The organism is Acinetobacter sp. ANC 4805, assembly GCF_022549495.1.
Lineage (GTDB): Bacteria > Pseudomonadota > Gammaproteobacteria > Pseudomonadales > Moraxellaceae > Acinetobacter.
In genome coordinates, this window is sequence record NZ_JAKZGD010000012.1 from 20,064 (window position 1) to 44,165 (window position 24,102).

25 protein-coding genes and 1 other RNA gene are annotated in these 24,102 nt (G+C 38.0%); 11 read left to right on the plus strand and 15 right to left on the minus strand.

From position 1 onward, the window contains the following. Positions 1-120: 120 nt before the first annotated feature. Positions 121-1,308: a phosphoglycerate kinase gene (locus tag MMP60_RS14425; RefSeq protein WP_241337043.1), complete on the minus strand. Its 1,188-nt coding sequence runs from the start codon at positions 1,306-1,308 to the stop codon at positions 121-123. 139 nt (positions 1,309-1,447) lie between these two features. Between MMP60_RS14425 and MMP60_RS14430 the strand changes: the two genes are divergently transcribed. The 3 genes from MMP60_RS14430 (at position 1,448) to MMP60_RS14440 (ending at position 4,350) form a co-directional block, all read left to right on the plus strand. Further along, positions 1,448-1,831: a DUF2237 domain-containing protein gene (locus tag MMP60_RS14430; protein WP_241337044.1), complete on the plus strand. Its 384-nt coding sequence runs from the start codon at positions 1,448-1,450 to the stop codon at positions 1,829-1,831. Then, positions 1,831-2,424, plus strand: coding sequence for a Maf family nucleotide pyrophosphatase (locus MMP60_RS14435; RefSeq protein WP_241337045.1), 594 nt, complete (start codon positions 1,831-1,833; stop codon positions 2,422-2,424). The genes MMP60_RS14430 and MMP60_RS14435 overlap by 1 nt, the downstream gene beginning before the upstream one ends. Before the next feature lie 219 nt (positions 2,425-2,643). Continuing rightward, a complete protein-coding gene (locus MMP60_RS14440) occupies positions 2,644-4,350 on the plus strand; it encodes a DUF262 domain-containing protein (RefSeq protein WP_241337046.1) in 1,707 nt (568 codons plus the stop codon). A 42-nt stretch (positions 4,351-4,392) separates the two neighbouring features. Here the strand turns inward: MMP60_RS14440 and MMP60_RS14445 are convergent, their stop codons facing one another. Then, positions 4,393-5,892: an MFS transporter gene (locus tag MMP60_RS14445; protein WP_241337047.1), complete on the minus strand. Its 1,500-nt coding sequence runs from the start codon at positions 5,890-5,892 to the stop codon at positions 4,393-4,395. A gap of 126 nt (positions 5,893-6,018) precedes the next feature. On the opposite strand from MMP60_RS14445, the gene MMP60_RS14450 reads away from it, so the two are divergent. After that, positions 6,019-6,609: a TetR family transcriptional regulator gene (locus MMP60_RS14450; protein WP_241337048.1), complete on the plus strand. Its 591-nt coding sequence runs from the start codon at positions 6,019-6,021 to the stop codon at positions 6,607-6,609. Positions 6,610-6,718: 109 nt separating this feature from the next. Here the strand turns inward: MMP60_RS14450 and MMP60_RS14455 are convergent, their stop codons facing one another. The 5 genes from MMP60_RS14455 to MMP60_RS14475 all read right to left on the minus strand — a co-directional run bounded on the left by MMP60_RS14455 (position 6,719) and on the right by MMP60_RS14475 (position 11,483). Then, positions 6,719-7,132 carry a hypothetical protein gene (locus tag MMP60_RS14455; RefSeq protein ID WP_241337049.1) on the minus strand — a complete coding sequence of 138 codons (414 nt, stop codon included), beginning with the start codon at positions 7,130-7,132 and terminating at the stop codon, positions 6,719-6,721. Between the two features lie 152 nt (positions 7,133-7,284). Then, positions 7,285-7,797, minus strand: coding sequence for an SMI1/KNR4 family protein (locus tag MMP60_RS14460; RefSeq protein ID WP_241337050.1), 513 nt, complete (start codon positions 7,795-7,797; stop codon positions 7,285-7,287). A gap of 37 nt (positions 7,798-7,834) precedes the next feature. Beyond that, positions 7,835-9,088: a beta-lactamase family protein gene (locus MMP60_RS14465; protein ID WP_241337051.1), complete on the minus strand. Its 1,254-nt coding sequence runs from the start codon at positions 9,086-9,088 to the stop codon at positions 7,835-7,837. Between the two features lie 82 nt (positions 9,089-9,170). Beyond that, positions 9,171-10,025, minus strand: coding sequence for a MaoC/PaaZ C-terminal domain-containing protein (locus MMP60_RS14470; protein ID WP_241337052.1), 855 nt, complete (start codon positions 10,023-10,025; stop codon positions 9,171-9,173). A gap of 66 nt (positions 10,026-10,091) precedes the next feature. Further along, a complete protein-coding gene (locus MMP60_RS14475; protein WP_241337053.1) occupies positions 10,092-11,483 on the minus strand; it encodes a 3-oxoacyl-ACP reductase in 1,392 nt (463 codons plus the stop codon). A gap of 225 nt (positions 11,484-11,708) precedes the next feature. On the opposite strand from MMP60_RS14475, the gene MMP60_RS14480 reads away from it, so the two are divergent. Next, on the plus strand, positions 11,709-13,235 hold the full coding sequence (locus tag MMP60_RS14480) for an acetyl-CoA C-acetyltransferase (protein ID WP_241337054.1): 1,527 nt from the start codon (positions 11,709-11,711) through the stop codon (positions 13,233-13,235). An 82-nt stretch (positions 13,236-13,317) separates the two neighbouring features. Here MMP60_RS14480 and MMP60_RS14485 read toward each other — a convergent pair whose 3' ends face one another. The 4 genes from MMP60_RS14485 to MMP60_RS14500 form a co-directional block, all read right to left on the minus strand. Beyond that, positions 13,318-13,671 (minus strand): hypothetical protein, encoded by a 354-nt coding sequence (locus tag MMP60_RS14485; RefSeq protein ID WP_241337055.1) that lies wholly within the window; start codon positions 13,669-13,671, stop codon positions 13,318-13,320. A 117-nt stretch (positions 13,672-13,788) separates the two neighbouring features. Next, complete coding sequence (locus MMP60_RS14490) at positions 13,789-14,574, minus strand: glutathione S-transferase N-terminal domain-containing protein (protein ID WP_241337056.1); 786 nt, start codon at positions 14,572-14,574, stop codon at positions 13,789-13,791. An 11-nt stretch (positions 14,575-14,585) separates the two neighbouring features. Then, the gene (gene rraA, locus MMP60_RS14495) at positions 14,586-15,098 is read right to left on the minus strand and encodes a ribonuclease E activity regulator RraA (RefSeq protein ID WP_241337057.1); all 513 of its coding nucleotides are present in this window, start codon (positions 15,096-15,098) and stop codon (positions 14,586-14,588) included. A 12-nt stretch (positions 15,099-15,110) separates the two neighbouring features. Continuing rightward, the gene (locus tag MMP60_RS14500) at positions 15,111-15,776 is read right to left on the minus strand and encodes an NAD(P)H-binding protein (protein WP_241337058.1); all 666 of its coding nucleotides are present in this window, start codon (positions 15,774-15,776) and stop codon (positions 15,111-15,113) included. Between the two features lie 215 nt (positions 15,777-15,991). On the opposite strand from MMP60_RS14500, the gene rpsT reads away from it, so the two are divergent. Further along, the gene (rpsT, locus tag MMP60_RS14505) at positions 15,992-16,258 is read left to right on the plus strand and encodes a 30S ribosomal protein S20 (protein ID WP_018678046.1); all 267 of its coding nucleotides are present in this window, start codon (positions 15,992-15,994) and stop codon (positions 16,256-16,258) included. Between the two features lie 110 nt (positions 16,259-16,368). Here rpsT and MMP60_RS14510 read toward each other — a convergent pair whose 3' ends face one another. Beyond that, positions 16,369-17,100: a histidine phosphatase family protein gene (locus MMP60_RS14510; protein WP_241337123.1), complete on the minus strand. Its 732-nt coding sequence runs from the start codon at positions 17,098-17,100 to the stop codon at positions 16,369-16,371. A gap of 51 nt (positions 17,101-17,151) precedes the next feature. Further along, positions 17,152-18,009, minus strand: a complete 858-nt coding sequence (locus tag MMP60_RS14515; RefSeq protein ID WP_241337059.1) for a 3'(2'),5'-bisphosphate nucleotidase CysQ — start codon at positions 18,007-18,009, stop codon at positions 17,152-17,154. An 11-nt stretch (positions 18,010-18,020) separates the two neighbouring features. On the opposite strand from MMP60_RS14515, the gene MMP60_RS14520 reads away from it, so the two are divergent. From MMP60_RS14520 to MMP60_RS14535, 4 genes are all read left to right on the plus strand, one after another. Then, the gene (locus tag MMP60_RS14520; protein WP_241337060.1) at positions 18,021-18,725 is read left to right on the plus strand and encodes an HAD-IA family hydrolase; all 705 of its coding nucleotides are present in this window, start codon (positions 18,021-18,023) and stop codon (positions 18,723-18,725) included. Continuing rightward, on the plus strand, positions 18,709-19,137 hold the full coding sequence (locus MMP60_RS14525) for a S4 domain-containing protein (RefSeq protein WP_241337061.1): 429 nt from the start codon (positions 18,709-18,711) through the stop codon (positions 19,135-19,137). The genes MMP60_RS14520 and MMP60_RS14525 overlap by 17 nt, the downstream gene beginning before the upstream one ends. A 159-nt stretch (positions 19,138-19,296) precedes the next feature. Then, positions 19,297-20,343: a recombinase RecA gene (gene recA, locus MMP60_RS14530; protein ID WP_241337062.1), complete on the plus strand. Its 1,047-nt coding sequence runs from the start codon at positions 19,297-19,299 to the stop codon at positions 20,341-20,343. 42 nt (positions 20,344-20,385) lie between these two features. After that, on the plus strand, positions 20,386-20,865 hold the full coding sequence (locus MMP60_RS14535) for a regulatory protein RecX (protein ID WP_241337063.1): 480 nt from the start codon (positions 20,386-20,388) through the stop codon (positions 20,863-20,865). Positions 20,866-20,875: 10 nt separating this feature from the next. Here MMP60_RS14535 and ffs read toward each other — a convergent pair. Further along, positions 20,876-20,972, minus strand: an RNA gene (ffs, locus tag MMP60_RS14540) — signal recognition particle sRNA small type. Between the two features lie 319 nt (positions 20,973-21,291). Here ffs and MMP60_RS14545 point away from each other — a divergent pair. Beyond that, positions 21,292-22,155: a YbgF trimerization domain-containing protein gene (locus MMP60_RS14545; protein WP_241337064.1), complete on the plus strand. Its 864-nt coding sequence runs from the start codon at positions 21,292-21,294 to the stop codon at positions 22,153-22,155. 75 nt (positions 22,156-22,230) lie between these two features. On the opposite strand, the gene MMP60_RS14550 is transcribed toward MMP60_RS14545, so the two are convergent. Continuing rightward, positions 22,231-24,102, minus strand: a complete 1,872-nt coding sequence (locus MMP60_RS14550; protein WP_241337065.1) for a SurA N-terminal domain-containing protein — start codon at positions 24,100-24,102, stop codon at positions 22,231-22,233.

Genomic DNA, 24,102 nt, shown 5'->3' on the forward strand with positions numbered 1-24,102 from the left:
TTGCTTAAGTTAATGACAATTATATTGCAAATATATGACACTTTGATGACAAAATAAAAAGAGCCGATTTGCATCGACTCCTTTTTTATCTTTCGTTATATATCAAAGGGTAAATCTTTATTAAGCACGCTCAAGCAGTACAGCGACCGCAGGTAAAGTTTTGCCTTCTACAAATTCCAAGAATGCGCCACCACCTGTTGAGATATAACCGATTTGATCTGCAACTTCATATTTATCAATTGCTGCGAGAGTATCACCACCTCCTGCAATTGAGAAACCAGCTGACTCAGCAATTGCCAATGAAAGTGCCTTCGTCCCTTCACCAAACTGATCCACCTCAAACACACCCACTGGACCATTCCAAAGGATTGTTTTTGAAGATTTTAAAATTTCTGCAAATGCTTGTGCTGTTTCTGGACCAACATCTAAAATCATGTCGGTGTCAGTTACATCTGCAACTTTTTTCACAACGGCTTGTGCATTTGCCAAAGAACCTAAGAAGTCTTCAAAGTTAATTTGACTTGCATCAGCAACCACTACATCTGTTGGTAATGGAACACTTACTTTTGCAGCAATTTGTTTTGCAGTCTCAATCAAATCAGCTTCGTAAAGTGATTTACCAACATTAAAACCAGCAGCAGCTAAGAATGTATTGGCGATCCCCCCACCAACGATCAATTGATCACAAAGTGTAGAGAGTGAATTTAATACATCGAGTTTAGTTGATACTTTAGAACCTGCAACAATTGCCACCATTGGTTTTTCAGGTGTTTGCATTGCACGACCTAGCGCATCTAATTCAGCAGCCAATAATGGGCCCGCAGCAGCAACTTGAGCAAAACGCGCGACACCTTCTGTTGACGCTTCTGCACGGTGTGCAGTACCAAATGCATCCATAACGAATACATCGCAAAGCGCTGCATATTTTTGTGCAAGCTCTTCTTTATTTTTCTTTTCGCCGTGGTTGAAACGTACATTTTCAAGTAATACCACTTGACCCGCTTCAACTTCAACGCCATCTAAATAATCAGTGAATAATTTAACATCTTGACCCAAAGCATTACTTAAATAAGCAGCGACAGGTGCAAGTGATTGTTCTGGTTTTGGCTCACCCTCTACAGGACGACCAAGATGAGAAAATACCATCACCGCAGCGCCTTTTTCTAAAGCCGCTTTAATGGTTGGCAATGCAGCACGTAAACGTGCATCGCTGGTAATTTTCCCATTTTTTACAGGAACGTTTAAGTCTTCACGAATAAGAACACGTTTACCTGCTAAATCAAGGTCAGTCATGCGCTGAAAATTCATGGATGGCTCTCTAGTTGATTTTAAAAACGGCACAATTTTAAATGATTCTCTGAAATAAAGGTGAGTTTTTTTGCAGAAAAGCTGTCTAAAATTTCACTTTTGATTATCATAATCATCGTCATTAAATCTTTGTATTCTTATGTCTATTCATCCTGATCCAAAAATTAATCGTTTAAATGTTCTTGGCGAACCTTTATCTAGCTGTTGCTTTGACCCGATCACGGGCTATTTTCGTAATGGTTTCTGCCACACGGCGGTCACTGACTTAGGTCAGCACACTATGTGCGCGCAAATGACTTCAGATTTTTTAAGTTTTTCACAAAAAGTAGGCAATGACTTGATTACACCTTTGCCAGAAGTGGGTTTCCCTGGATTAAAACCTGGTGATTTTTGGTGTATCTGTGTCACACGCTGGGTTGAAGCATATGAAGCAGGTCACGCCCCACCGATTAAACTGAATGCCTGCCATAATGCAGTTTTGCACTATGTGCCGCTCAATATTCTTGTGGAATATGCAGTCTAATGAGTCAGTTTGAACTGATTTTGGCTTCTAGCAGCCAAACCCGTAAAGACTTAATGAATCGTTTAAGGCTCGATTATCATTGCATTTCACCCGATATTGATGAATCTGCAATGGGTGAATTGCATGCCGATGATTTAGCTAAACGTCTCGCTTTTGAGAAAGTGCAAGTTATTGCACAACAACATCCAAATGCGATTGTGATTGGTTCTGATCAAGTCGCTTGGCGTGAACACGCGCCGTATGACTTTATTGGTAAGCCTTTGAGTATTGAAAATGCCATTCAACAATTACAGGCAAACTCGGGTCAGACTGTGTTTTTTAGTACGGCGCTCAGTGTTCAACATTTACAGTCTGGCTTTGAAACCACACTGGTTGAGCATTACCAAGTGAAATTTCGTCAACTGACATTGGCGGAAATTGAACGTTACATCGAAATTGATCAGCCGTTGCATTGTGCGGGCAGTTTTAAATGTGAGAGCCTAGGGATTAGTTTATTTGAAAAAATGGTTGGTGATGATCAAACTACGTTGATGGGTTTACCAATGATTCAGCTGTGCAATATCTTACGCCAATTTGGGTTTAACTTACCTTAATATGAATTCCTTACCGAGTATCAAATAGTGTCACATTTATAATTTGATCAACTAATTAAGCATAATATTTGTGCGATTAAACTAATAATAGATCTAGGCTATAGAATTAATGATTAACCCAAGAGTTTGATACTGTTTTTACTTTTAAAATTGAAATACACTGACCTCTCAATAAAATTTTATTTACACCAATTAATTTAAAGCTACACAGGAATAAAAATGGGGCATTTTAGAGATACATCGATTAAGAACGTAATCAATGAATTAAATCAAAGCTATTTTCTTCCCGATATACAAAGGGAATACGTTTGGTTAAACCGAACTAATGAAAAAAAAATTGAAAATCTTTTTGACTCCATTCTTAGAGGTTATCCTATTGGTTCATTTCTTTTTTGGAAACTCAAAAAAAATGATATTGAAACAAACAAAGATATTCAAGAGAATTCTGACAAACTTAATTTTCAGCTTTATAAATTTGTAGAAAATTATGATTCAAGAAAAAAGCATAATGAAAAAATTAATATTGAAAAAATCAATGCCGATGATCTTTCTATTGTATTAGATGGACAACAACGTTTAACATCTTTATTTATTGGGTTAAAAGGAACAAGAACGCTACGTAGACATGGTGCATGGAAAAGCTCTCAAGATGCTTTTGAAGAAAAAAAACTGTATTTAAATTTACGTTACCATCCTGATGATAATAACCCAGATGATAATTATCATTTTGAATTTCTTACAGCGAAATCTATTCCTGACATAGATCAAAATAATTATTGGTTTAAAGTTGGTGAAATATTAGAAATAAAAAGCCCACTTGAATATACAATCAATAATAAATTATCAACTGGAGAAGCTTTCATTCTTGAAAAACTAAAAAATGCTTTATGTGTAGAAAACCTAATCTCTTTTTTTGAAGAAACTGAAAAAAATCTTGATAAAGTTCTTAAAATCTTTATCCGTGTCAATAGTGGTGGAACACAACTTTCTTATTCTGATCTACTCATGTCTATACTCACTGCAAATTTTTCTTCTGATATTCGAGATCTGATGAATAGTTTTGTGGATGAGATTCAAGAAGAAGGTTTTAATCTTATGAGTAGAGATCAGGTTTTAAAAACTTGTTTTCTATTGACCGAAAGCAACCATATTTTTCAACTTAAAAATTTCAACAAAAACAATATCAATAAAATTGAAACAAATTGGACTTCAATAACAAGTGCAATTTTTAAGGCAATCACATTATTACAAGAATTTGGGTATCGGAAACGTTTATCATCAGCTTATATATTATCCACTCTTGCCTATTATTTTTATAAAAAACCATCTATTACGCAAGAAGATAAAGATGAAATGCTACGATTTGTCAGAAATGCACAGATTACAAGCTATTTTTCTACCTCTTTAGATAATACATTGACAATCGTTGCAGATATCATAAAAAACTCAAATAGCTTTCAAGAGATTAATGAAAAACTATCTATCCATTCTAAAAAACCTCTAAAAATTTTGGAAAGTGATGTAGAAAATATGCTTTATTTACAATATGGTAATCCTGCTACCTTACCAGTGCTACAATTGTTATATCCTCATTTAGACTATAAAAATTCCACTTTCCATATAGACCATATCTATCCAAAATCAAAATTTAATACTAAAAATAAGGCATTACCTACAAATTATAAAGATCAAGCACACAATCTTTATAATTTACAACTTCTACAAGGAAGTGAAAATATAGCAAAAAGAGCTAAAGATCCTGAAGTCTGGCTAGCTGAAAACTATAGTCAAGATAAAATTAAAGGCTATAAAGAAAGAAATTATATTCATCCCGAGTTTAATTTAGCATGGGAAGACATCGCTAATTTTGAAAAAAATCGAAGCCAAGAAATTTTAGCAGCATTAAAAAAAGTGTTTGGCTTTTAAGTAGACTCTTGAGGGAGATCATTCAATGTCTCCCTCAACTTCTTATTCATTATTCTCTTCAACAACCACGACTCTCTTCGGCAATGTAAACCAAATAAATATTGCCAATACCAAGAACAATAAAGCAGCCACATTCAGCACTGAACGATGCGATTGACTAAAGGCCTGTTTCGCTGCTTGAATCAAATGTTCAGCAATTGTTGGCTGTAACTGTTTCGCCACTTGAATCGCCTCTCCAATTGAACTACTCGCCTGTTGCAACAGGTTATGCGGTATATCGATTGGAATCACAATCGAGTTGGCATAGAACCATGACAACATCAGACCAAAAAATGCGATACCCAAACCTGCACCTAGCTCGTAAGCCATCCCTTCAATCGCACCTGCGGCAGCTGCTTTACTTGGTGGAACTGAGGACATAATTGCAGAAGTTGAAGCCAATAATGCAATTTCAACACTCAGACCCAATACCACCATCCAACTCCATACCTGCATTTTCGCTTGCATAAAGTCGGTATTTGCCAAACCCCACAAACCCACAGCACTCATCAACATACCAAGCGATGCAACTGAGCGCAGACCGAAACGATTGACCAGCATACTGGCAATTGGACCACCCAAACTGATCGCAATCATAAAGGGTAAAATAAATGCCCCTGCTGCCAACGGTGAAAGCTGATAAACAAATTGTAATTCCTGTGAAATCAGCAACTCGAATCCGACTAAGGCCATCATTGATACAATTGCCATCACCACGCCTGTCGCAATCACAGGGTGTTTAAACAATTTAATATCAATCATAGGGGAAACAGATGTTAATTGTTTTCGGATGAATCCGACCAATAAACTGAAACCAACAGCGAAGATTAAAACCGACCAAATTGAAAAACCATGCATCACCGATTTAATCGCATAGATCATACTCAAAATGGCGACAACCAAAACAATCGCTTGCAACAGATTTAGATTTTGCTTTGGCTGCCCTGATTGTTTTGGAATTACAAATGCTGCGAATGCCAACACGACCAACACAATCGGAACATTAATCAAAAACACAGAACCCCAATGAAAATGCTCCAATAGAAAACCACCCAGTAATGGACCAAAGGCTGCACCGCCGCCTCCAACTGTTGCCCAAATGCCTAGAGCGAAATTACGTTGTCTTTCATCAAGAAAAGTATTACGAACCGCAGATAGAGTCGCAGGCAAAATCATGGCTGCGCCCACTGCCAACAATGCGCGTGAACCAATTAATGCCCATGCTGTTGTTGAAAATGCAGCTGCTAGTGAAGCAAAACCAAATAAGATACCACCAATGATCATGAGCTTTTTAAAACCGATACGATCACCTAGCGCACCCATAGGTAAAATCAACCCCGCCATAACCAAAGAATAAATATCAATGATCCAAAGTAACTGATTGGCTGATAATGAAAGGGACTCAATTAAAGTCGGTGTTGCGACATGGAGGACAGTTGCATCAATTGATACAGGGAGATAAATCAATACAACGATTGCAAGAATTAACCACTTGCTAGACATAAATTTCTCTAAATTGGACATACGTTCAAGTTGGCGTTATTATAGTCAGAATTGGACACTTGTCCAATTTAAAAATATACGTTATTTTGTTCGTGTTTGTGACTATCGTCTAAGGCGCTGAAAAGTATGGCTTATTTAAATAAAGAACAACGTCGTGAAATGATTCTACAAGCAGCCATGCATGTTGCCTTGCACGAAGGTTTCTCTGCGATGACCGTTCGCCGTATTGCAACTGAAGCTCAAACATCAACAGGACAAGTCCACCATCACTTTGCATCTAACTCACACCTAAAAGCAGAAGCATTTATTAAGCTTATGCAGCAACTTGATGAGATTGAAAGCCAAGTTAATACAACAAATTATTTACAACGTCTCTCATTATTACTTGGATGCGAAAATATTGAGCAGATTCAGCCCTATTTACGACTATGGAATGAAGCCGAAGTCTTAATTGATCAGGATCAAGAAATCAAACTAGCCTATAATATTGCAATGCAAGATTGGCATTGCTCTATTGTGCGTATGATTGATGAAGGTCAAACTCAAGGGGAATTTCAATTTGACACGAATAGTCATGATATTGCTTGGCGATTGATTGCTTTTGTCTGTGGGTTAGAAGGTATTTATAAACTGGGTTTGAAGGGTCTAAATGAGGTAGATTTTAAAAGACATACTGACGCGATTATTCAAGCAGAACTATTCAAAAACAAAACCTAAATAAGTGAAATAAAAATGAAAGTACCATTTTTACAAAGTCCAAGACTCGATTTGTTTCTATTTCAGATGGATGATGTTAGCAAATTAAATTCAAGATAAATGAGAAATGTTAAGTAACAAGCAAAAGTAAAGGTACTTCGCCTGCTTTTCTAAGTAAATCAGCTAACCACATCCCCTCTGTTCTTGTACCTTGAAATATCCCGTTATTCTCTTGCATACGTAAAACTAATAATGCATCTTTGGTATTAATATATAGATGATCTCTTAAAATTTTAATAACTCTTGGAATCGATTTCACATCATTCAACATAATCGTCCAAGATCCAGATATATCAAGTATTTGTTTACGAATATTTTGAGGTGGAAGCCCCAACCCATCTACTTCCATACATTGACCACATTCAGTACAATTTGTAGATACGTACCATCTCAAATCACCACTTACTATTGACTGTGCAACTCGAACTTGTTCCCCAGCACCACAACATGAACAAGGTAGTTTTATTTCTAGATCAAAAATCATTATTTTCCAAATTGTATATATTCACTGTAATTATATGTTTATGACTTATAAATAAATCTGACTTTAGTGTTTCCACTTCCCATCATACCATCTAAGTCGATCATCCGTATTTAATGGATAAATATATAAACAAAGATCCATAAGAAAATACTTTAAATTAAGTCAATTTCAGCCTCAGAAGATACTAGCTGAATTAGCCAATTTTCAAAAGTAGACCAACGCTCTGTATCATCCAACCAAGTTTCAGGATCATCTTCATGGGAAAATATAGACATTTTATCCGATATTGCTTTTCTTAAATCAAAACCTATAACATCCCCTCTACCAGTATTTGAAGCGAACAAAAATAATTGAGGAAATGGATTTTTCATCTCTAAAAAAACGTCAGAGGAAAAATTATATATTTCATCCAAAGGTATAAAATCAAAACCCAAACCAAAATTATCAACATAAAGCTGAGAAGCCCCAACCTCTGATAAAAAATACTTAAAACTATCAGGAAGTATGAGGTTAAATTTTAATTCAAAAGAGGTGATTTCTTGAAGGGTATATAATTTGATTAGATGAAACTCATAAACTACTCCTGATGGGAATTCTATGGGTTTGCCCTGACTAGCATTCAATAACACTTTTAACTGAATGCAAGCATCAACAAATTTACTCATCTAAGTACCTAATTCTATTTCGCTGATTTATCTTAAATTAAAACCAGCCTTTCCGCCCATTTAAAATAGCATCTGCACAGCGTAGTGTTTCTTGGCTTAAACCCCATAAACGATAATCACCTGTTGCAGAGGTAATATTAAAATTATGTGTATAAGCAAAACTCAATTCACGGTCTGGATCACACCATGCCCCTGAACCATTAAAACCAACATGACCAAAACCATGTGGCGCACGTTTGCCCATCGTCAAAATACGGTGATAACCTAAACGCCAATGCATTGGAATTGGCATTATTCGATCACGTGCTTTAGATTGTACGGTGCTTAACTGCTTAAACACTTCTGAACGAATCAATTGTTGACCATTCCACTGCCCTTGATTGGCAAGCATCGCATAGACTTTAGCCAAACTATCAGCAGTAAAGACACCATTTGCCGCAGGAATAACAGCTTGTAAACCCGCATCACTATAGAAGCTAAAATTACGCATGCCTTTTGGAATCATCGCATCTTGGAAATCTTGTGGGCTTTGTCCTGAAAGTTCTAAAAACTTTTCTGACAATGAGGCTTTACGCGGTTGATCTGTTTTTTTAACTTGTGGCTTAGGTGTAGATGGCTTTTTAGGTTTTTCAAGTAAACGCGCAACTCGCTGCAATTCAGAGCTTGGCGTACCAAAATATGCGCCATCCAACTCAAGTGGTTGCACTAGATAACGTTGCATTAACCAACTTAAAGGCTGTTTTGCTGCCTTTTCAATCACCCCACCCACGAGCCAACCATAAGTCAACGGTTGATAAGCAAAGCTTTGTCCTGCTGCAAAACGTGGCGTAGCAGCAGCCATTACCTCTAACATATGCGACCAATCCAACATTTCTGTTGCTGTCTCAATCGTATTACGAATATCGAATAAACCACTCTGATGCGATAAAACATGACGCAATGTCATATTCGCTTTACCATTTTGGGCAAACTCAGGCCAATAATGTGCAATTGGCTGATCATAATCAAGTAAGCCTTCACTCACTAAAATATGTGCAAGTGTTGCCAATATTCCTTTGCCTGTGGAATAGCACATTGTCAAAGTATTGGATTGCCAATCTTCTTCTTGAGATTTCTTGCCTGTAAAAATATCGACAACTTTCTGACCTTTGAAATAAACCACCAACGCAGCACCACCCTGATGGCTTCGTGCATCTTGCAAACGGCTGAATTGGGTTGCTAAGTCAATAAAACGCTCATCAACATTGCCATGATAGTTATGCGTATCGGCAAATAAAATCTCTTTAATCAATGCACATATCCTTATGATATTTATATTTTTTAGAATAACCCTCTTGCGAACAAAAGGGCTGACTCAACCATACGATTCAGTATTAAAGTGCTTTTACTGTTCCAGCAACATGCGGCTTTTTAGATTTAACGTTACGAATCAAGAAGTCAGTTTGTTTTGATTCAGCAGCTGTTAAAAACTCAACAGTTGATGGTAAATACATCGGCAATTTAAACCAAACATCTGCTTCATAAGCCGCAGGTAACTCAATACTCGCCAAAGCTTTTGCCTTACTCCACATGCCATGTGCAATCGCTTGTTTAAAACCAAAGGCTTTAGCTGTGACAGCATGAATATGAATCAAGTTAAAATCACCTGAAATCAAGGCATAACGGCGGCCAGTATTCTCAGAAATATTCCATTCTGCTTTTGGTTGATATGCAGGCTCTTTCGATTCTTTCGATTTTTCAGAAGCTTTTTTCTCAGTTTTTTGACGAGATAAATAAGTCGTCAAACTTTCCATCACCACTTCACCACCAACTTTTGCTGTGGTAATGAAGTCAAACTGTAAACCTTTATCATGTGGCTGAAGTTCACCAAATTTACATGACAAGGTAATTTGCTCATTTACACCAATTTTACGTGTTTGTTTGATTTGGTTACGAATATGTACCAAACCTAAAATTGCGAATGGAAATGCTTCGCTGGTCATCATGTGCATTTGCAAGCTTTGGGACAACACAGCTAGATAAATTGCAGGGACAAAACCATCATTTTTAAAACCACACACTTCGTTATAGCTTTCTAAATGTTTTGTATCAACTTTAAGTGTATCTACCACGTATTCAACTTGTGGCAATACTTTTTCGCCTTTTGGCTTTTTAAAAATTAAACCTTGAATGACCTTTGGATAAGCTAAATAAGGTTTTGGTAATTGACTAAAATGACGTGTATTCATAATGAACCTTTCTATATTTTTATAAAAAAGGGATGCACAAGCACCCCTCTTCAAAACGTTTAACGCTTAAGCGCCCAACAAGCTTTGACCGCATACGCGAACAACGTTGCCTGTCACACCTGTTGAACCAGTAGAAGCATACCAAGCAATTGCTTCAGCAACATCTACAGGTAAACCACCTTGGTTCATTGAGTTCATACGGCGACCTGCTTCACGAATCGCAAATGGAATCGCAGCAGTCATTTGAGTTTCAATGAAGCCTGGTGCAACCGCGTTGATCGTAATACCATTCTTCAATGTTGGTGCAGTAAATTTAACCAAACCAATTACGCCTGCTTTAGACACTGCATAGTTGGTTTGACCCAAGTTACCCGCGATACCACTGATTGATGATACACAAACGATACGACCATTTGCATTTAAACCATCATTAGAAAGTAAGTAATCGTTAACACGTTCAATTGCAGACAAGTTAATGTTGATGACTAGATCCCAAAGCTCCGGCTTCATGTTTGCCAAAGTTTTGTCACGAGTAATACCAGCATTGTGAACAATCACATCCAAACCGCCTTGTTTAGCCGCAGCAGTTTTGATTTTCTCGCCAGCGTCAGCAGCAGTAATATCAATTGCCAATACTGAACCGCCAATTGAACCCGCAACACGCTCAAGATCAGCTTGTTGTTGTGGAACGTCTAAACAAATCACATGCGCGCCATCACGTGCCAATACTTGTGCAATCGCTTCACCGATACCACGGCTTGCACCTGTTACGAGTGCAGTTTTACCTGCAAGTGGCTTAGCCCAATCTAATTTCACTGTTTCTGCTTTAGAAATACGGATCACTTGACCAGATACATAAGCAGAACGTGGCGAAATTAAGAAACGTAAAGTAGATTCTAAGTTTGCTTCAGCACCTTGGTCTACATAAACCACTTGAGCAGTAATACCTTTTTTGAATTCTTTACCAGCAGACTTCACAAAACCTTCAAGCGCACGTTGTGCAATTGCTTGTTTTACAGTCTTAGCCGTTTCAGGTGTTGTACCAATTACAATCACACGACCTGAACTTGAAATTTGGCGAGCGATTGGATTAAAAAAGTTATACAACGCTTTTAATTGTTCAGAATCTTGGATACCAGAAGCATCAAATACAACTGCTTTAAATTTAGACTCTTTATCATCCGCATTTAAAGGGCGAAGATTTAAACCTACTTTTGCAGCTGTTTGTTGTAATTCAACATTATTGCCGACATAACTATCTGCATGGATATTGCTAAGAATTTGAGCAATAGAAGCAGAAATTGTGCTTGAAGGTGCTGCGCCAAGCAATACTGCACCATTTACAACAGGTTGGGCATTTTCAAAACGATCTAAGCTAACTGGCGATGGTAAACCTAAATTTTTTACAACAAATTTACCCAAAGGTGATTGTGTAAATGCTTGGTATTGATCGGTCATGATTATTATCTCTCATACAAATGAATTTTTTACAAACACCTGAACCATGTTCGGGATATAACATGAAATTAATGTTTGATTGACTCACAGCAAATCATACTTGAGTTCATGTCTGGATGTCTTGACCTGAATGTGGTCTAAAGCGTCATTCTAGTCAATACAGCAGTATTGGAAATATGATATTGTTTACACCAAGAATATCGCAATTATGCTTGGAAAAGCCTTATGAGCAAAACAACTCAAGAAAATCCAGCAGTCGAGAATTCTGCTCAAGAAACTGTGTCAAATACATCAAAAGCAACTTCTACTACTGGTAAAAGTGCTGACACAACTTCGAAAGCAGCAAGTACGACAACTAAAACGACTCGTCCTCGTTCTACAGGTCGTAGTACGAAAACAACTGCTTCTTCTACATCTACAAAAGCAGCACCATCAAAAACAACCAAACCTTCTGTTCAACAGGATAAAACCATGAGCCAAAACACTGTTCGCCGTGTTGCCATTATCGGCGGTAACCGTATTCCTTTCGCTCGCTCTAACGGCGCTTATTTTACAGCTTCTAACATTGACATGTTTACAGCTTCGTTAAACGGTTTGGTTGAGCGTTTCAACCTCCAAGGTCAACGTTTAGGTGAAGTCGTTGCTGGTGCGGTATTAAAACACAGCCGTGATTTCAATATGACACGTGAATGTGTGTTGAATACTCAACTCGCACCAGAAACACCAGCTTTTGATCTTCAACAAGCATGTGGTACTGGTTTACAAGCTGCATTCCTTGTTGCAAACAAGATTGCTTTAGGTCAAATCGAAGTGGGTATCGCAGGTGGCGTGGATACAACTTCTGATGCGCCAATCGCTTTTGGTGATGGTTTACGTAAAGCTTTACTTGAGCTTAACATTGCTAAAACAGGTAAAGACCGCTTAAAAGCTTTAGCAAAAATCAATGTTAAAGATCTTATGGATGCACCTAAAAATGGTGAGCCACGTACAGGTCTTGCTATGGGTGATCATGCTGCAATTACCGCTTTAGAATGGAACATTGCTCGTGAAGCTCAAGATGAATTAGCTGCTGCTTCTCATCAAAAAATGGCAAAAGCATACGAAGAAGGTTTCTTCGATGACTTAATCACGCCATTCTTAGGTTTAAGCCGTGACAACAACTTACGTGCTGACTCTACTGCTGAGAAATTAGCAAAATTAAAACCAGTATTTGGTAAAGGCGAAGCTGCAACAATGACAGCGGGTAACTCTACACCACTTACTGATGGTGCATCATGTGTACTTTTAGCTTCTGAAGAATGGGCTAAAGCAAATGGTCACGAAGTTCTTGCTTACTTAACTTTCTCTGAAACTGCTGCGGTTGATTTCGTTGGTAAGAAAGAAGGCTTACTGATGGCGCCTGCTTACGCAGTTCCACGTATGCTTGAGCGTGCTGGTCTTACTCTTCAAGATTTCGACTACTATGAAATCCACGAAGCATTTGCATCACAAGTACTTTCTACTTTGAAAGCTTGGGAAGATGAGAAATTCTGTAAAGAGCGTTTAGGTTTAGATGCACCTTTAGGTTCAATTGATCGTAGCAAGTTAAACGTTAAAGGTTCTTCTTTAGCTGCGGGTCACCCATTCGCTGCGACTGGTGGTCGTATCATCGCGACTGCTGCGAAAATCTTAAACCAAAAAGGTTCAGGTCGTATCTTAGTTTCGATCTGTGCTGCTGGTGGTCAAGGTGTAACGGCTATTATTGAAAAATAATCGTTAGCTTGCATACTAAAAAGCTGAATCAAATGATTCAGCTTTTTTATTTATATATTAAAACTCATAAAAATATTTTAGCTTATCTTGGTCTTTGAAACTTCACATAATAGTCATTTAAAACTTTAATTATTTGCTTTAACTCTTTCAGATTTTCTTCTGTATTTCCCAAGCGCTCAACAAATCGCTGTGAGTGCAATTCTAAATCAATCTTTTCATTAATTTGTAGTGCAATCCTAAATAGCTTTTCTAAATCATCAAATCGGTCTAATTTTCGATTAGAAAAGTATTCCAAACGAAAGCCCAACTCATTCAACACCATGCCATTCAGAATCGCGCCCTTCTCTACATCAAATGATAAAGCATGTTCTTTTAAAAATAACTGCTCAGGCGTCTCTTTGGTGCTTTTGAATAGATTGGTCAGTTGGCTTAACATTTATAAATCACATCACTATATTTTCGATTGTATTAAACAGCTAAATACATCAGAGAAGCAACCAGCTACGACGCTGATAAAAAAAGCATCTTCTAAAAGATGCTTTTCTGTAATTCATTAACCATACTGCTTTTTCAAGTAATCGACAATCTTCGCTGACTCAAACATCTTCACACCTGTATTTGGATCAATCAAATATGGCACTTGAATATCTCGCCCCATCACTTCAACAACCTTTTCGCGTTTTCCATTCGGTAATGGAATATATTGACCAGGTTTTAAACGCAAGATTGCTGGCCCCATATCTTGCCAACGTTCTTTAGCAACATTATGCAAAATATACGGAATTTCCAACTCGGTCAGAACTTCCCGAACCAAACGTGTATAAGGACTTGCCTCAAAACTCCACAATTCGAGCAATTGTGCTGGTGCTGCTCGATCTATAATTTTTTTATTAATCGATACACCACGAGCTGCATTGGCAATCGATGCTAAAGCCGAAACATAAGGAAGTTTTGGATAATGGCTAAATTTTTTCGGCGTTTTCCCTGTTTTACCATAGTGTTTGAACAGATGATGAATGATCTCTTGTGACTCATAGAGTTGATCACCTGTATTTTCATCAATCAAAAATGGAAACTGTCTTTTACCACCTTTTTCTTTAACGATTTGGCGGTATTTTTGACCACCTTTCGGACATGGATAAATTTCCACATCTAAATTTAATAACGTAACAACTTCACGAACACGACGACAAAATGGTGAACCTTCAAACTCATAAAGCTTTAGCGCTTTCACTGGCTGGTTTGGTTGTGGTGTTCCCATCACACCTCTTCCGCTTTCAATTAGTGTGGCAACAACAGATTGTAAAACCTTGAATTGATGGTTCGCCATTTTGAGCATATCGCTATCCTTTAGCAGTCAACTAGTTTTTCTTTCGCGATCACGATGCCATTATTATCCGCATAGATATAATCGCCAGAATTGATCGTCACACCACCAAAATACAGTGTAATATCCACTTCACCTATGCCTTTACGATTACTTTTTTGTGGAATTGCTGCCAATGCATGTACACCTAAATCAAGTTCTGCAATTGCATCCACATCACGTACACAACCATAAATCACAACGCCATTCCAATGGTGATTCACTGCGGACTCAGCAATTAAATCCCCCATCAGAGCACAACGCATAGATGCACCGCCATCGACAACCAATACTTTACCTGCACCATCCGTTGCCAAAAGTTCTTTAACGCGAGAGTTGTCTTCAAAACACTTTACTGTGACAACTTGCCCACCAAAAGTTTTACGTGCACCATAACTTTTAAAAAACTTACCATCTAAAGATGGTGTTACCACTTGTAAGTCTTTCTCAGGATTATCATCTAACAAATCACAAGTTACAAAAGGAATCGTTGTCACTGAAAGTCTCCATTATTGGGTTTGTTGTATCATCAAATTATCGTACAGCTTGAATGCTGCTGTCTGAGTCTGAGCCGCACTTAGCATAGTATGCGCCAATTGCTCTGCGGTTACAGGCTTATATTTAAACGGTTTAGTCCATGTTTTTTCAACAAATTTAAATACCGTTTGTGCCATATCTTCCAATACACGCACTTCGCTTCGTTTACCAATTAACAATGAAGGCTGGAAGATTGAGAGCTTGTAAATTGACAAACTTTTTAAGTAATTCTCTAGTTCACCTTTAACCTTATTATAGAAAACTGGTGAATTAGCATTCGCTCCCAATGCACTAACAACCAATAAATGAATATTTTTATCCTGAATCAGATCAGCAAAATGAGCATTAATTTCATAGTCAATTGCATAAAATGCGTCTTTCGATCCCGCTTGTTTGATCGTGCTACCTAAGCAACTAAATGCATGTGTATGAGCGCTGACATCTTCATCATTCAACAATAAAAAATCTTCTAGAATAAGTTGCGAAACCTTACTATAAGATTTTAATTTATCAGATTTTTTTCTCACAACAACAGTAATCAAATTAAAGTCATTAGACTGTTGTAATTTATCTACAAGCGCTTCACCGACTAGACCTGTCGCACCAATAATAATTGCCTTTTTATCGCCTATGCTCATTTTTATTTATTCCAACTTATGATTAGGCTTAATGTAACGTTTTCTTATAAGATTATCACCTGTTAAATGTACTTAAAAGTGTCACAAGGCTTGACTTCGGGGCTTACTTTCCTCAAAATATGGCACTTGTTTACGGGCTGGTGAATGTTACCAATATTTCTTTGGTTTTAACTTCAGCGCCCGCCCAGACCAACTTATTTTTAAGGAGTGCACGAGTGGCAAACTCTGCTCAAGCTAAAAAACGTGCTCGTCAAAACGTTAAAGCGCGTAAACACAACGCAAGCTTACGTTCTATGGTTCGTACTTATATCAAACGTACTGTAAATGCGATCGCTGCTGGTGATTATGCTGTTGCTTCAGAAGCTTATAAAACAGCTGTACCTGTAATCGACCGTATGGCTGATAAAGGCATCATTCACAAAAACAAAGCTGCTCGTCATAAGAGTCGCTTAAATACTCAAATTAAAGCATTAGCTAACTAATTTGATGTATATAAAAAAGCCCGAATTTTCGGGCTTTTTTATTGTCTTGAATTTTTCATTCAGATGTTCGTTATTATTTATCTTTTAAAACACACTTATCAAACAGAATATTATTTGTTTTGAAAATCTTTAATAACAAGCTCTTGTTTTTGACCACGCCAAATCCATTTTAACTTACTATTACTAAAATCTTCCCCTTCAAACCACACAAATAAACCTTCCATCATCTCAGGCCAATCAGACTTCTCTATTTGATTTTGACCTGAAATCACCGCTACGATCGCAGCAAGTATCGTGTCATGACTCACCGCTAAACTTAAACCTTGATGCTGAGTCGGGTGTGTGTGATAGAGTAATTCCAATACATCAAATACACCTGTTATAGGATGTTTCATTCCTGGCAAAGCATTATTCACAAAACTATTAATAAACCCTAACGCGCCCTGCTGGCGGAAATAAGGTGCAGCCTGCTGAATATCTAATACAAAGCTTCCTGGCTCTACCAATAATCGCTGTTCAACAATTTCGATCGTATGCGTATTTACTGCCTCGTGAATACCATCTGCACCCTGAATCATTAATGCAGCAGTATCTACACAACGCTGAATCGGGCTTGAAATACAGTGCTGAATCGCTCGGTCGGTATTATTGATTAAATACTGCCCCCACGCATAAGCCAAATCTCGTCCTTGCTCCGTTAATTGCAAGTCATAACCAGCAAAACCCTGCCCATTCACCAACTCACGTAAAGAGTGACGAGTAAACAAAGTGACAGGTGTTGAAGCGTCTGGGAGTAGATCAATTGCTTCAAACATGCTCTTGGGCAATAAATGCAGGGCCATATTCACATACAAGCTTAAATTTAGCTCACTATACCATGCAGACCACAAGACTCAATCTAAAATGCCTGAATGCGCCAAGGCCTCATAAGCAATTTTTTTGCAATACTGATCTCTAAAAGCAATAAAACCACCATTCAATACCGTTTCACGCTGATTATATTGAAATGGTTTCCCATCTAAAGTCATCAAACCACCACCGATACTTTCTAACAATGCCTGCCCTGAACTGGTATCCCACTCTGAGGTTGGATGAAATCGTGGATAAATATCAATTTCACCCTCTAGCATCATACAAAATTTATAAGCACTGCCCGCTTCACGTCGCTCCACAGTCCGATGTTGCAAAATCGGCTCAATAAAATTTTTATACTTCGGATTCTTACTGTTATGACTCAAACCAATTTGAAGCGGTGTTGCCAAATCATGTTCTTCGACCTGATATTGAAACCACTCTTGACGGCTAAAACTATATTTATAAGGCAACTGTGACTGATAACCAATGTACATGACCTGCTCACATGGCACAGAAATAATTGCAAAGGTCGTCTCATTGCCTTCGATCAAACTTAAATTAATCGTAAACTCATCACGCTCATGAATAAACTCTTTCGTTCCATCTAAAGGATCAAGCATCCAACAACACTGCCACGCTTGTCGAGCTGAATAATCACTCTCCTCAGACAACACAGGTAACTCAGGTGTAAATTCAGCCAAATGCTTTAACAAAAAGCGATTTACCTTTAAATCTGCTTGAGTCACAGGTGAATCATCACTTTTTTCCTGAATATTAAAATCACCACCTGCACAATAATTTTGATATTCTTCCAATAATATTTGAGTTGCCTGCGCCATGATTGGTACAAGTTTCAAAATAAAGGAATCTTGTGGGGCACACGTTTTAATAAACATAGATCAGCCTTATGTCATATTCAGATTTACAGCAGCAACCTATTGCCATGTTTGACATGGATGGTACTTTACTTGATTTAGCCTTTGATGATTTCATTTGGAATCATTGTTTGCCTGAACGACATGCGCAAATACATCAATGCAGTTTAGAGCAAAGCCAACAGACACTATTCCAATTTTACCAACAACATAAGCATACACTATCTTGGTATTCTTCGGCGTATTGGACAGCTAAAGTTGGTGTTGATGTTTTACAACTACAATATGAGCATCGTGAGAAAATTCGTGCACGCAAAGGTTGCCATGAATTATTAGAACAACTCAAAGCTCAAGGCTATCGCTGTTGGTTACTGACCAATGCCGATCGAGCAGGCTTACAACTGAAGCTTGAAAATGTCGAACTTAGCCCTTACTTTGAAGTCATGATCAGTAGTGAAGAGCTTGGGCACGCCAAAGAAGAAATCGCTTTTTGGCAAAAGTTACAACAAGTACATCCATTTGATCCAGCTCAAGCAATATTTATTGATGATACGATTGCAGTACTCCAAGGCGCTGAGCGTTTTGGTATTACCCAACTGTTTAGCATTTTACAACCATCTAGTGCTAAACCCGCTCGACTCGCCACGGAAGTAGCGTACCCATCACTTGATCATTTAACCAATCTCTTTGATTATCTTGACACCAACTTACAGGTAACAGATGCCAAAACAGCATGAATCAGACAACATGGATGCCATGCGCATTGATAAATGGCTTTGGGCTGCACGGTTTTTTAAAACACGCTCGATTGCCAAAGCCGCCATTGAAGGTGGTAAAGTCCATCACAACAATGACCGTGTTAAAGTTTCTAGAGATGTACGTATCGGAATGGAACTCACTATTCAGCAGGGTTTTGAGAAAAAAACTGTGGTTGTGAAAGCACTCTCTACTATACGTGGTGGTGCGCCCGCAGCCCAATTACTTTATGAAGAAACTACAGAAAGTATTGAACGTAGAGAGTTGCATGCATCACAACGAAAATTGCATAATCTAGCCCGACCTGATCACCGACCAAGCAAAAAAGATCGTCGTGATATCAATCGTTTTAAACAAGAAAATGTACAATCATGGTCATATCATGATGAATAAAATTTTCTAATTTGGATGCGTCATCTTGTGTCGTACTGACACAGATCAGATGTGGAATATACAACTAGAATCTGCCACTATACCCAAGTCCCAACAAGTTGAGATTCAATACATCCACTTGGGTTAGTCGTTAAGAAGATAAAGTTTTGAGGTTATGAGATGGATGATAATAAAAGTAAGGCACTCCAAGCTGCCTTGAGCCAAATTGAAAAGCAATTTGGTAAAAATACCGTGATGCGCTTAGGTGATAATACTGTACAAGCAGTTGAAGCGGTTTCTACAGGTTCTTTAACCCTCGATATCGCATTAGGGATCGGTGGATTACCTAAAGGTCGTATCATTGAGATTTATGGTCCTGAATCTTCAGGTAAAACAACCATGACATTGCAAGCGATTGCGCAATGTCAGAAAAATGGTGGTACCTGTGCCTTTATTGATGCCGAGCATGCACTAGATCCAGAATACGCGCGTAAACTAGGTGTAGATATTGACAATCTATTGGTTTCACAACCTGACCACGGTGAACAAGCACTCGAAATCGCCGATATGTTGGTTCGCTCAGGTGCAATTGATCTGATCGTTGTCGACTCTGTTGCTGCACTCACCCCTAAAGCCGAGATTGAAGGTGAAATGGGTGACTCACACATGGGCTTACAGGCACGTTTAATGAGTCAAGCATTACGTAAAATTACTGGTAATGCAAAACGTTCAAACTGTATGGTGATCTTCATTAACCAAATCCGTATGAAGATTGGTGTAATGTTTGGTAGCCCAGAAACAACAACTGGCGGTAACGCACTTAAATTCTACGCTTCTGTACGCTTAGACATCCGTCGTATCGGTCAAGTCAAAGAAGGTGATGAAATCACAGGTAATGAAACACGCGTTAAAGTGGTGAAAAATAAAATGGCACCACCTTTCAAAGAGGCTGTGTTCCAAATCATGTACGGCAAAGGCACAAATCAACTAGGTGAATTAGTTGATCTTGCAGTTCAACAAGACATCGTACAAAAAGCGGGTGCATGGTATTCATATCAAGGCAATAAAATTGGCCAAGGTAAAAACAATGTGATTCGTCATTTTGAAGAAAATACAGCAATGGCTCAAGAAATTGAAAAAATCATTCGCGAGCAACTGCTTACCAAAAAAAGCAATGAAGCCGCACAAACTGAAGATGAAGAAGAACCAGATTTTTTAGAAAGCTAAACTGAAACGCCCTTCGGGGCGTTTTTCTTTCATGAGGATATTATGTTTCATTCTGAAAAAATAGAAAAACCAAAAACACTGACAGGCTCTAGATTACGTTCATATGCCTTCGCCCTACTCACACGTCGTGATTATTCTCAAGCCGAATTGATTGCAAAGTTAAATCTATACGCGATCAATCCCGATGAAGTTTCTCATCTTGTTGAAGAATTAGCTCAACAAAATTATCAAAGCGATCAACGTGTAGCCGAGCTAACATTAGCAAGCCAAATCAGAAAAGGAAAAGGTTTACAGCGTATTAGACAAGTACTAAAAGCAAAACAATTAGATGCTGAACTTATTACAGAAGAACTTCAAGACGTCGACTGGCTTGAACAAGCATATCAACTCAAAGTCAAAAAATTTGGAGAAGAAGTCACACATGATCCAAAAATTAAAGCAAGACAAATTCGATTCTTACAATACCGAGGTTTTGATATGGATGTGATTATGAAAACGATTGCTCGAACGAGCGAAGAATGAATGGTGGCAGCCCCACTAGCATGACCTCGGCACATCATAGTTCTACTACCGTTGCTACCTTCCGGTCCTGGCGGGGTTCGTAGAGTACAATTGCGAAGCTACCAGCAGGGCTACCATTGCCCGACCAAGTATAGAGATTTTTATTGTTGTTGCAAGACTTGTCTCTGTTTTTAAGTAGTTTTTTGATTCAATTGATTAATTCATCAGCAGAAAATATCACTTTCAGCTTTTCCAGCCTAAATTTGTACAAACCATGCGCAATAAAAAATAAATTCTATTTAAAAATGCTTGAAGATTGTAAATGCTTATTGCATTTAAATGAGTTGCTGCTTTAATGACTAAATCAAAAACATAGATCTAGTGTGCTACAAGTAAAAATGAGGACTTGTTCGCTCACGGTTTTTTCAACTTTATGGATGAATTTTTATGCTAAAAAAGTATTCTGTACTTTTTACTGCCTTACTCACTAGCGCACATTTATATGCAAATGTTCCAATTGAATCCCGTGCATTAAGTCAACCCATTGTAGACACAACCAACCTCTCCACTGCTGGTTCAAACTTAAATTGGGATCTCATTCAAAAGAACCAAAAACTCGAAGAAGAAGTACGCAAATTACGTGGTCAACTCGAGGAACATGATAATTCGATTGAACAATTGAAAAAAGAACTAGCAAATCGGTATACCGACTTAGATCAACGCTTAGAATTGCTTTCTCAGAAAATTGATCCACCAGAAGAAAACACAGAAACAGAGAATACAACGACAACTGAAGCACCCAAAGCAGAAACAACAACACCTTCAACAACACTCCCTGTAACACCCTCTACCGCACCAACTAAACAAGATTCAACAACCCAAGCACCAGTTGTACAACCAAAACCAAACAATGCCACAACAAGCAATACCAATAGCCAAATCGAGCTAGAAAAAGCAGCGTATACCGTTGCACTTGATGCCTACAAACAAGGTGGTGCTAAAAAAGCCATCCAACCGATGCAAAATTTTATTAAAAATCACCCGAATGGGATTTATGTTGGAAATGCCTATTTTTGGTTAGCTGAATTTTACTTAGCAGCTGAACCTGTAGACTATAAGGCCGCTAAACAAAATTATAATATTGTCGTTACACGCTACCCTAACTCAGCTAAGGCATCTCGTGCGATGTATCAACTGTATAGCATTGCTAAGGAAGTCGATAAAAATACAGCACTAACCAATCAATATAAAGCCAAATTGCTTAATCAATACCCACAATCTGAAGAAGCAAAATTCATCCAGAAAAAATAATCGAATATACAAACCCATAAAAAAAAGCCAGTTCTTATGAACTGGCTTTTTTTTATATTTAAGCTTAGACCAAACTTATTTGATCTTTGCCTGTGATTTTAAATAATCAGTATAGTCTTCTAGGAGTTGTTGACCACGGAACTGTTGATACAGCTTTGTTAACTCCGCCATTTGATCCGCTGGTAATTCATTTGCAGCAGTAGTGTTTACATTAGAGACCGCCACAATAACCAACTCATTTGGTAGTTTTGCTGTCGTAGCTGACCACATACCCTCTTTCGTTGGCGCAGGAATACTAAACGCAGCACGTTCAATAGCACGTCTTAAACCTTGCGAACGAGCAAATGTGCCTGCATCCTCAAAAGTAACTTGTGATTTTGCAACAACTTGTGCAGCTGGCTGTGTTTTGAAATCAGCTAAAATTTTTGCAATTTTTGCTTGAGCCGCTTTATAAGCCTTTGCTTCAATGACTTTCACTTTTACTTCAGCAGTCGCCTGATCTAAAGGCTTAATCCCAGCCGCATGGTAATTACGAACTTTAATCCAAACCGTATCACCATTTGCTAATTGAATATTAGAAGATGCGTTACGATCACCATTTTTAACATCATCATTAAACAATTTAGCTTTAACACTCAAATCACTTAAATAAGGGTTCTGAGTTGTTAAGGTGACACCATTCACAGATTCAACACGAGCACCCTTTACTTCTTGAGCAACTGCGTCTAAAGAATCATTCCCTACAACCATTTCATTTAGACTGTTCACCGTGTCACTAAACAAATTAGCCAACTTTGTTTTTTGAACTTCTGCTGTTAAACGTGGTTTTTCAGCATCGAATGATGGAACGTTCGCAACTGGTGCAGTTGTCTCAATAATATGATAACCATATTGAGTTTTTACAGGTTTAGAAATTTGACCACTTTTCAGTGCTTTCACAGCATTATCAAAATCTGCTGAAAAAATACCGGGTGCATAAGCATCAACCAAACCGCCTTGTGCCTTTGAACCTGGATCTTCAGAAAATTGAGCAGCAGCCTGAGCAAATGCCATGCCCGCCTGAATCTTAGCATACACATCATCCGCAAGTTTCTTCGCAGCAGTTGCATCACGTGCATCAGTGGTAATCAAAATATGCTTAACTTCCGGTTTGGCATCTTTCTGCTGCTTTTCAACAAATGCTTTATAAGCCTGCTGCAAATCAGCCTCAGTAACACTTAAATTGGTTTGAGGTAATAATGCTGGGCTTAGAACCACATAATCAACATCAACACTCGCAACTTGCTTAAATTCATTTTTATGCTTGTTGTAGTAATCTGTAATCTCTTGAGTTGATGCTGTTAGACCTTTCTTATGATCATCCAACTTAATACTTGCTAAATGTAAGGTACGTTGTTCTGTTTGCAAATTCGCAAGCTGATGCAAATCAGACTGACTCACCAATGCATAATCTAACAATGTCGATGAGATCATTTTTAGGGCATGGTCTTGACGTAAACTCGCAATTAAAGCTTGATTGGTCATTCCCTGTGAACGCAAGTAGTTTTCATATAACTTTTGAGAAAATTGTCCATTTTCTTGAAAACTTGGTTGTTGCGCCAACATTTGCTCAAGCTGAGTATCACTTAAAGAGATACCCAACTTTTCAGCCTGTTGTTGCAATAAAGAACGCGCAACGAGTGCATCTAAAGCTTTTTGCTGAATTACAGGCTGGTTTAAAAGAGACTCATCACCCTTAACCAATGATAAATATTGATCTTTATAGTTTTTAGTTGCACTTTCCAAGTCTTTATTAGAAATATCTCGTCCATTAACAGATTTCGCAACGTCTGCTTTATTACTGCCACTAAAATATCCTTCAATACCTACAAGCGCTAAAGGGGTCAAAAACAAAACTAATAGGACTTTGCCAAGCCAACCCTTAATGACTGTACGAAATGATTCCAT

Bases quoted from the DNA above. Each gene is read 5' to 3' on its own strand.
- MMP60_RS14425 (WP_241337043.1), bottom strand. From the start codon at position 1,308: ATGAATTTTCAGCGCATGACTGACCTTGATTTAGCAGGTAAACGTGTT.
- MMP60_RS14430 (WP_241337044.1), top strand. From the start codon at position 1,448: ATGTCTATTCATCCTGATCCAAAAATTAATCGTTTAAATGTTCTTGGC.
- MMP60_RS14435 (WP_241337045.1), top strand. From the start codon at position 1,831: ATGAGTCAGTTTGAACTGATTTTGGCTTCTAGCAGCCAAACCCGTAAA.
- MMP60_RS14440 (WP_241337046.1), top strand. From the start codon at position 2,644: ATGGGGCATTTTAGAGATACATCGATTAAGAACGTAATCAATGAATTA.
- MMP60_RS14445 (WP_241337047.1), bottom strand. From the start codon at position 5,892: ATGTCTAGCAAGTGGTTAATTCTTGCAATCGTTGTATTGATTTATCTC.
- MMP60_RS14450 (WP_241337048.1), top strand. From the start codon at position 6,019: ATGGCTTATTTAAATAAAGAACAACGTCGTGAAATGATTCTACAAGCA.
- MMP60_RS14455 (WP_241337049.1), bottom strand. From the start codon at position 7,132: ATGATTTTTGATCTAGAAATAAAACTACCTTGTTCATGTTGTGGTGCT.
- MMP60_RS14460 (WP_241337050.1), bottom strand. From the start codon at position 7,797: ATGAGTAAATTTGTTGATGCTTGCATTCAGTTAAAAGTGTTATTGAAT.
- MMP60_RS14470 (WP_241337052.1), bottom strand. From the start codon at position 10,025: ATGAATACACGTCATTTTAGTCAATTACCAAAACCTTATTTAGCTTAT.
- MMP60_RS14475 (WP_241337053.1), bottom strand. From the start codon at position 11,483: ATGACCGATCAATACCAAGCATTTACACAATCACCTTTGGGTAAATTT.
- MMP60_RS14480 (WP_241337054.1), top strand. From the start codon at position 11,709: ATGAGCAAAACAACTCAAGAAAATCCAGCAGTCGAGAATTCTGCTCAA.
- MMP60_RS14485 (WP_241337055.1), bottom strand. From the start codon at position 13,671: ATGTTAAGCCAACTGACCAATCTATTCAAAAGCACCAAAGAGACGCCT.
- MMP60_RS14490 (WP_241337056.1), bottom strand. From the start codon at position 14,574: ATGCTCAAAATGGCGAACCATCAATTCAAGGTTTTACAATCTGTTGTT.
- MMP60_RS14500 (WP_241337058.1), bottom strand. From the start codon at position 15,776: ATGAGCATAGGCGATAAAAAGGCAATTATTATTGGTGCGACAGGTCTA.
- MMP60_RS14510 (WP_241337123.1), bottom strand. From the start codon at position 17,100: ATGGCCCTGCATTTATTGCCCAAGAGCATGTTTGAAGCAATTGATCTA.
- MMP60_RS14515 (WP_241337059.1), bottom strand. From the start codon at position 18,009: ATGTTTATTAAAACGTGTGCCCCACAAGATTCCTTTATTTTGAAACTT.
- MMP60_RS14520 (WP_241337060.1), top strand. From the start codon at position 18,021: ATGTCATATTCAGATTTACAGCAGCAACCTATTGCCATGTTTGACATG.
- MMP60_RS14525 (WP_241337061.1), top strand. From the start codon at position 18,709: ATGCCAAAACAGCATGAATCAGACAACATGGATGCCATGCGCATTGAT.
- recA (WP_241337062.1), top strand. From the start codon at position 19,297: ATGGATGATAATAAAAGTAAGGCACTCCAAGCTGCCTTGAGCCAAATT.
- MMP60_RS14535 (WP_241337063.1), top strand. From the start codon at position 20,386: ATGTTTCATTCTGAAAAAATAGAAAAACCAAAAACACTGACAGGCTCT.
- MMP60_RS14545 (WP_241337064.1), top strand. From the start codon at position 21,292: ATGCTAAAAAAGTATTCTGTACTTTTTACTGCCTTACTCACTAGCGCA.
- MMP60_RS14550 (WP_241337065.1), bottom strand. From the start codon at position 24,102: ATGGAATCATTTCGTACAGTCATTAAGGGTTGGCTTGGCAAAGTCCTA.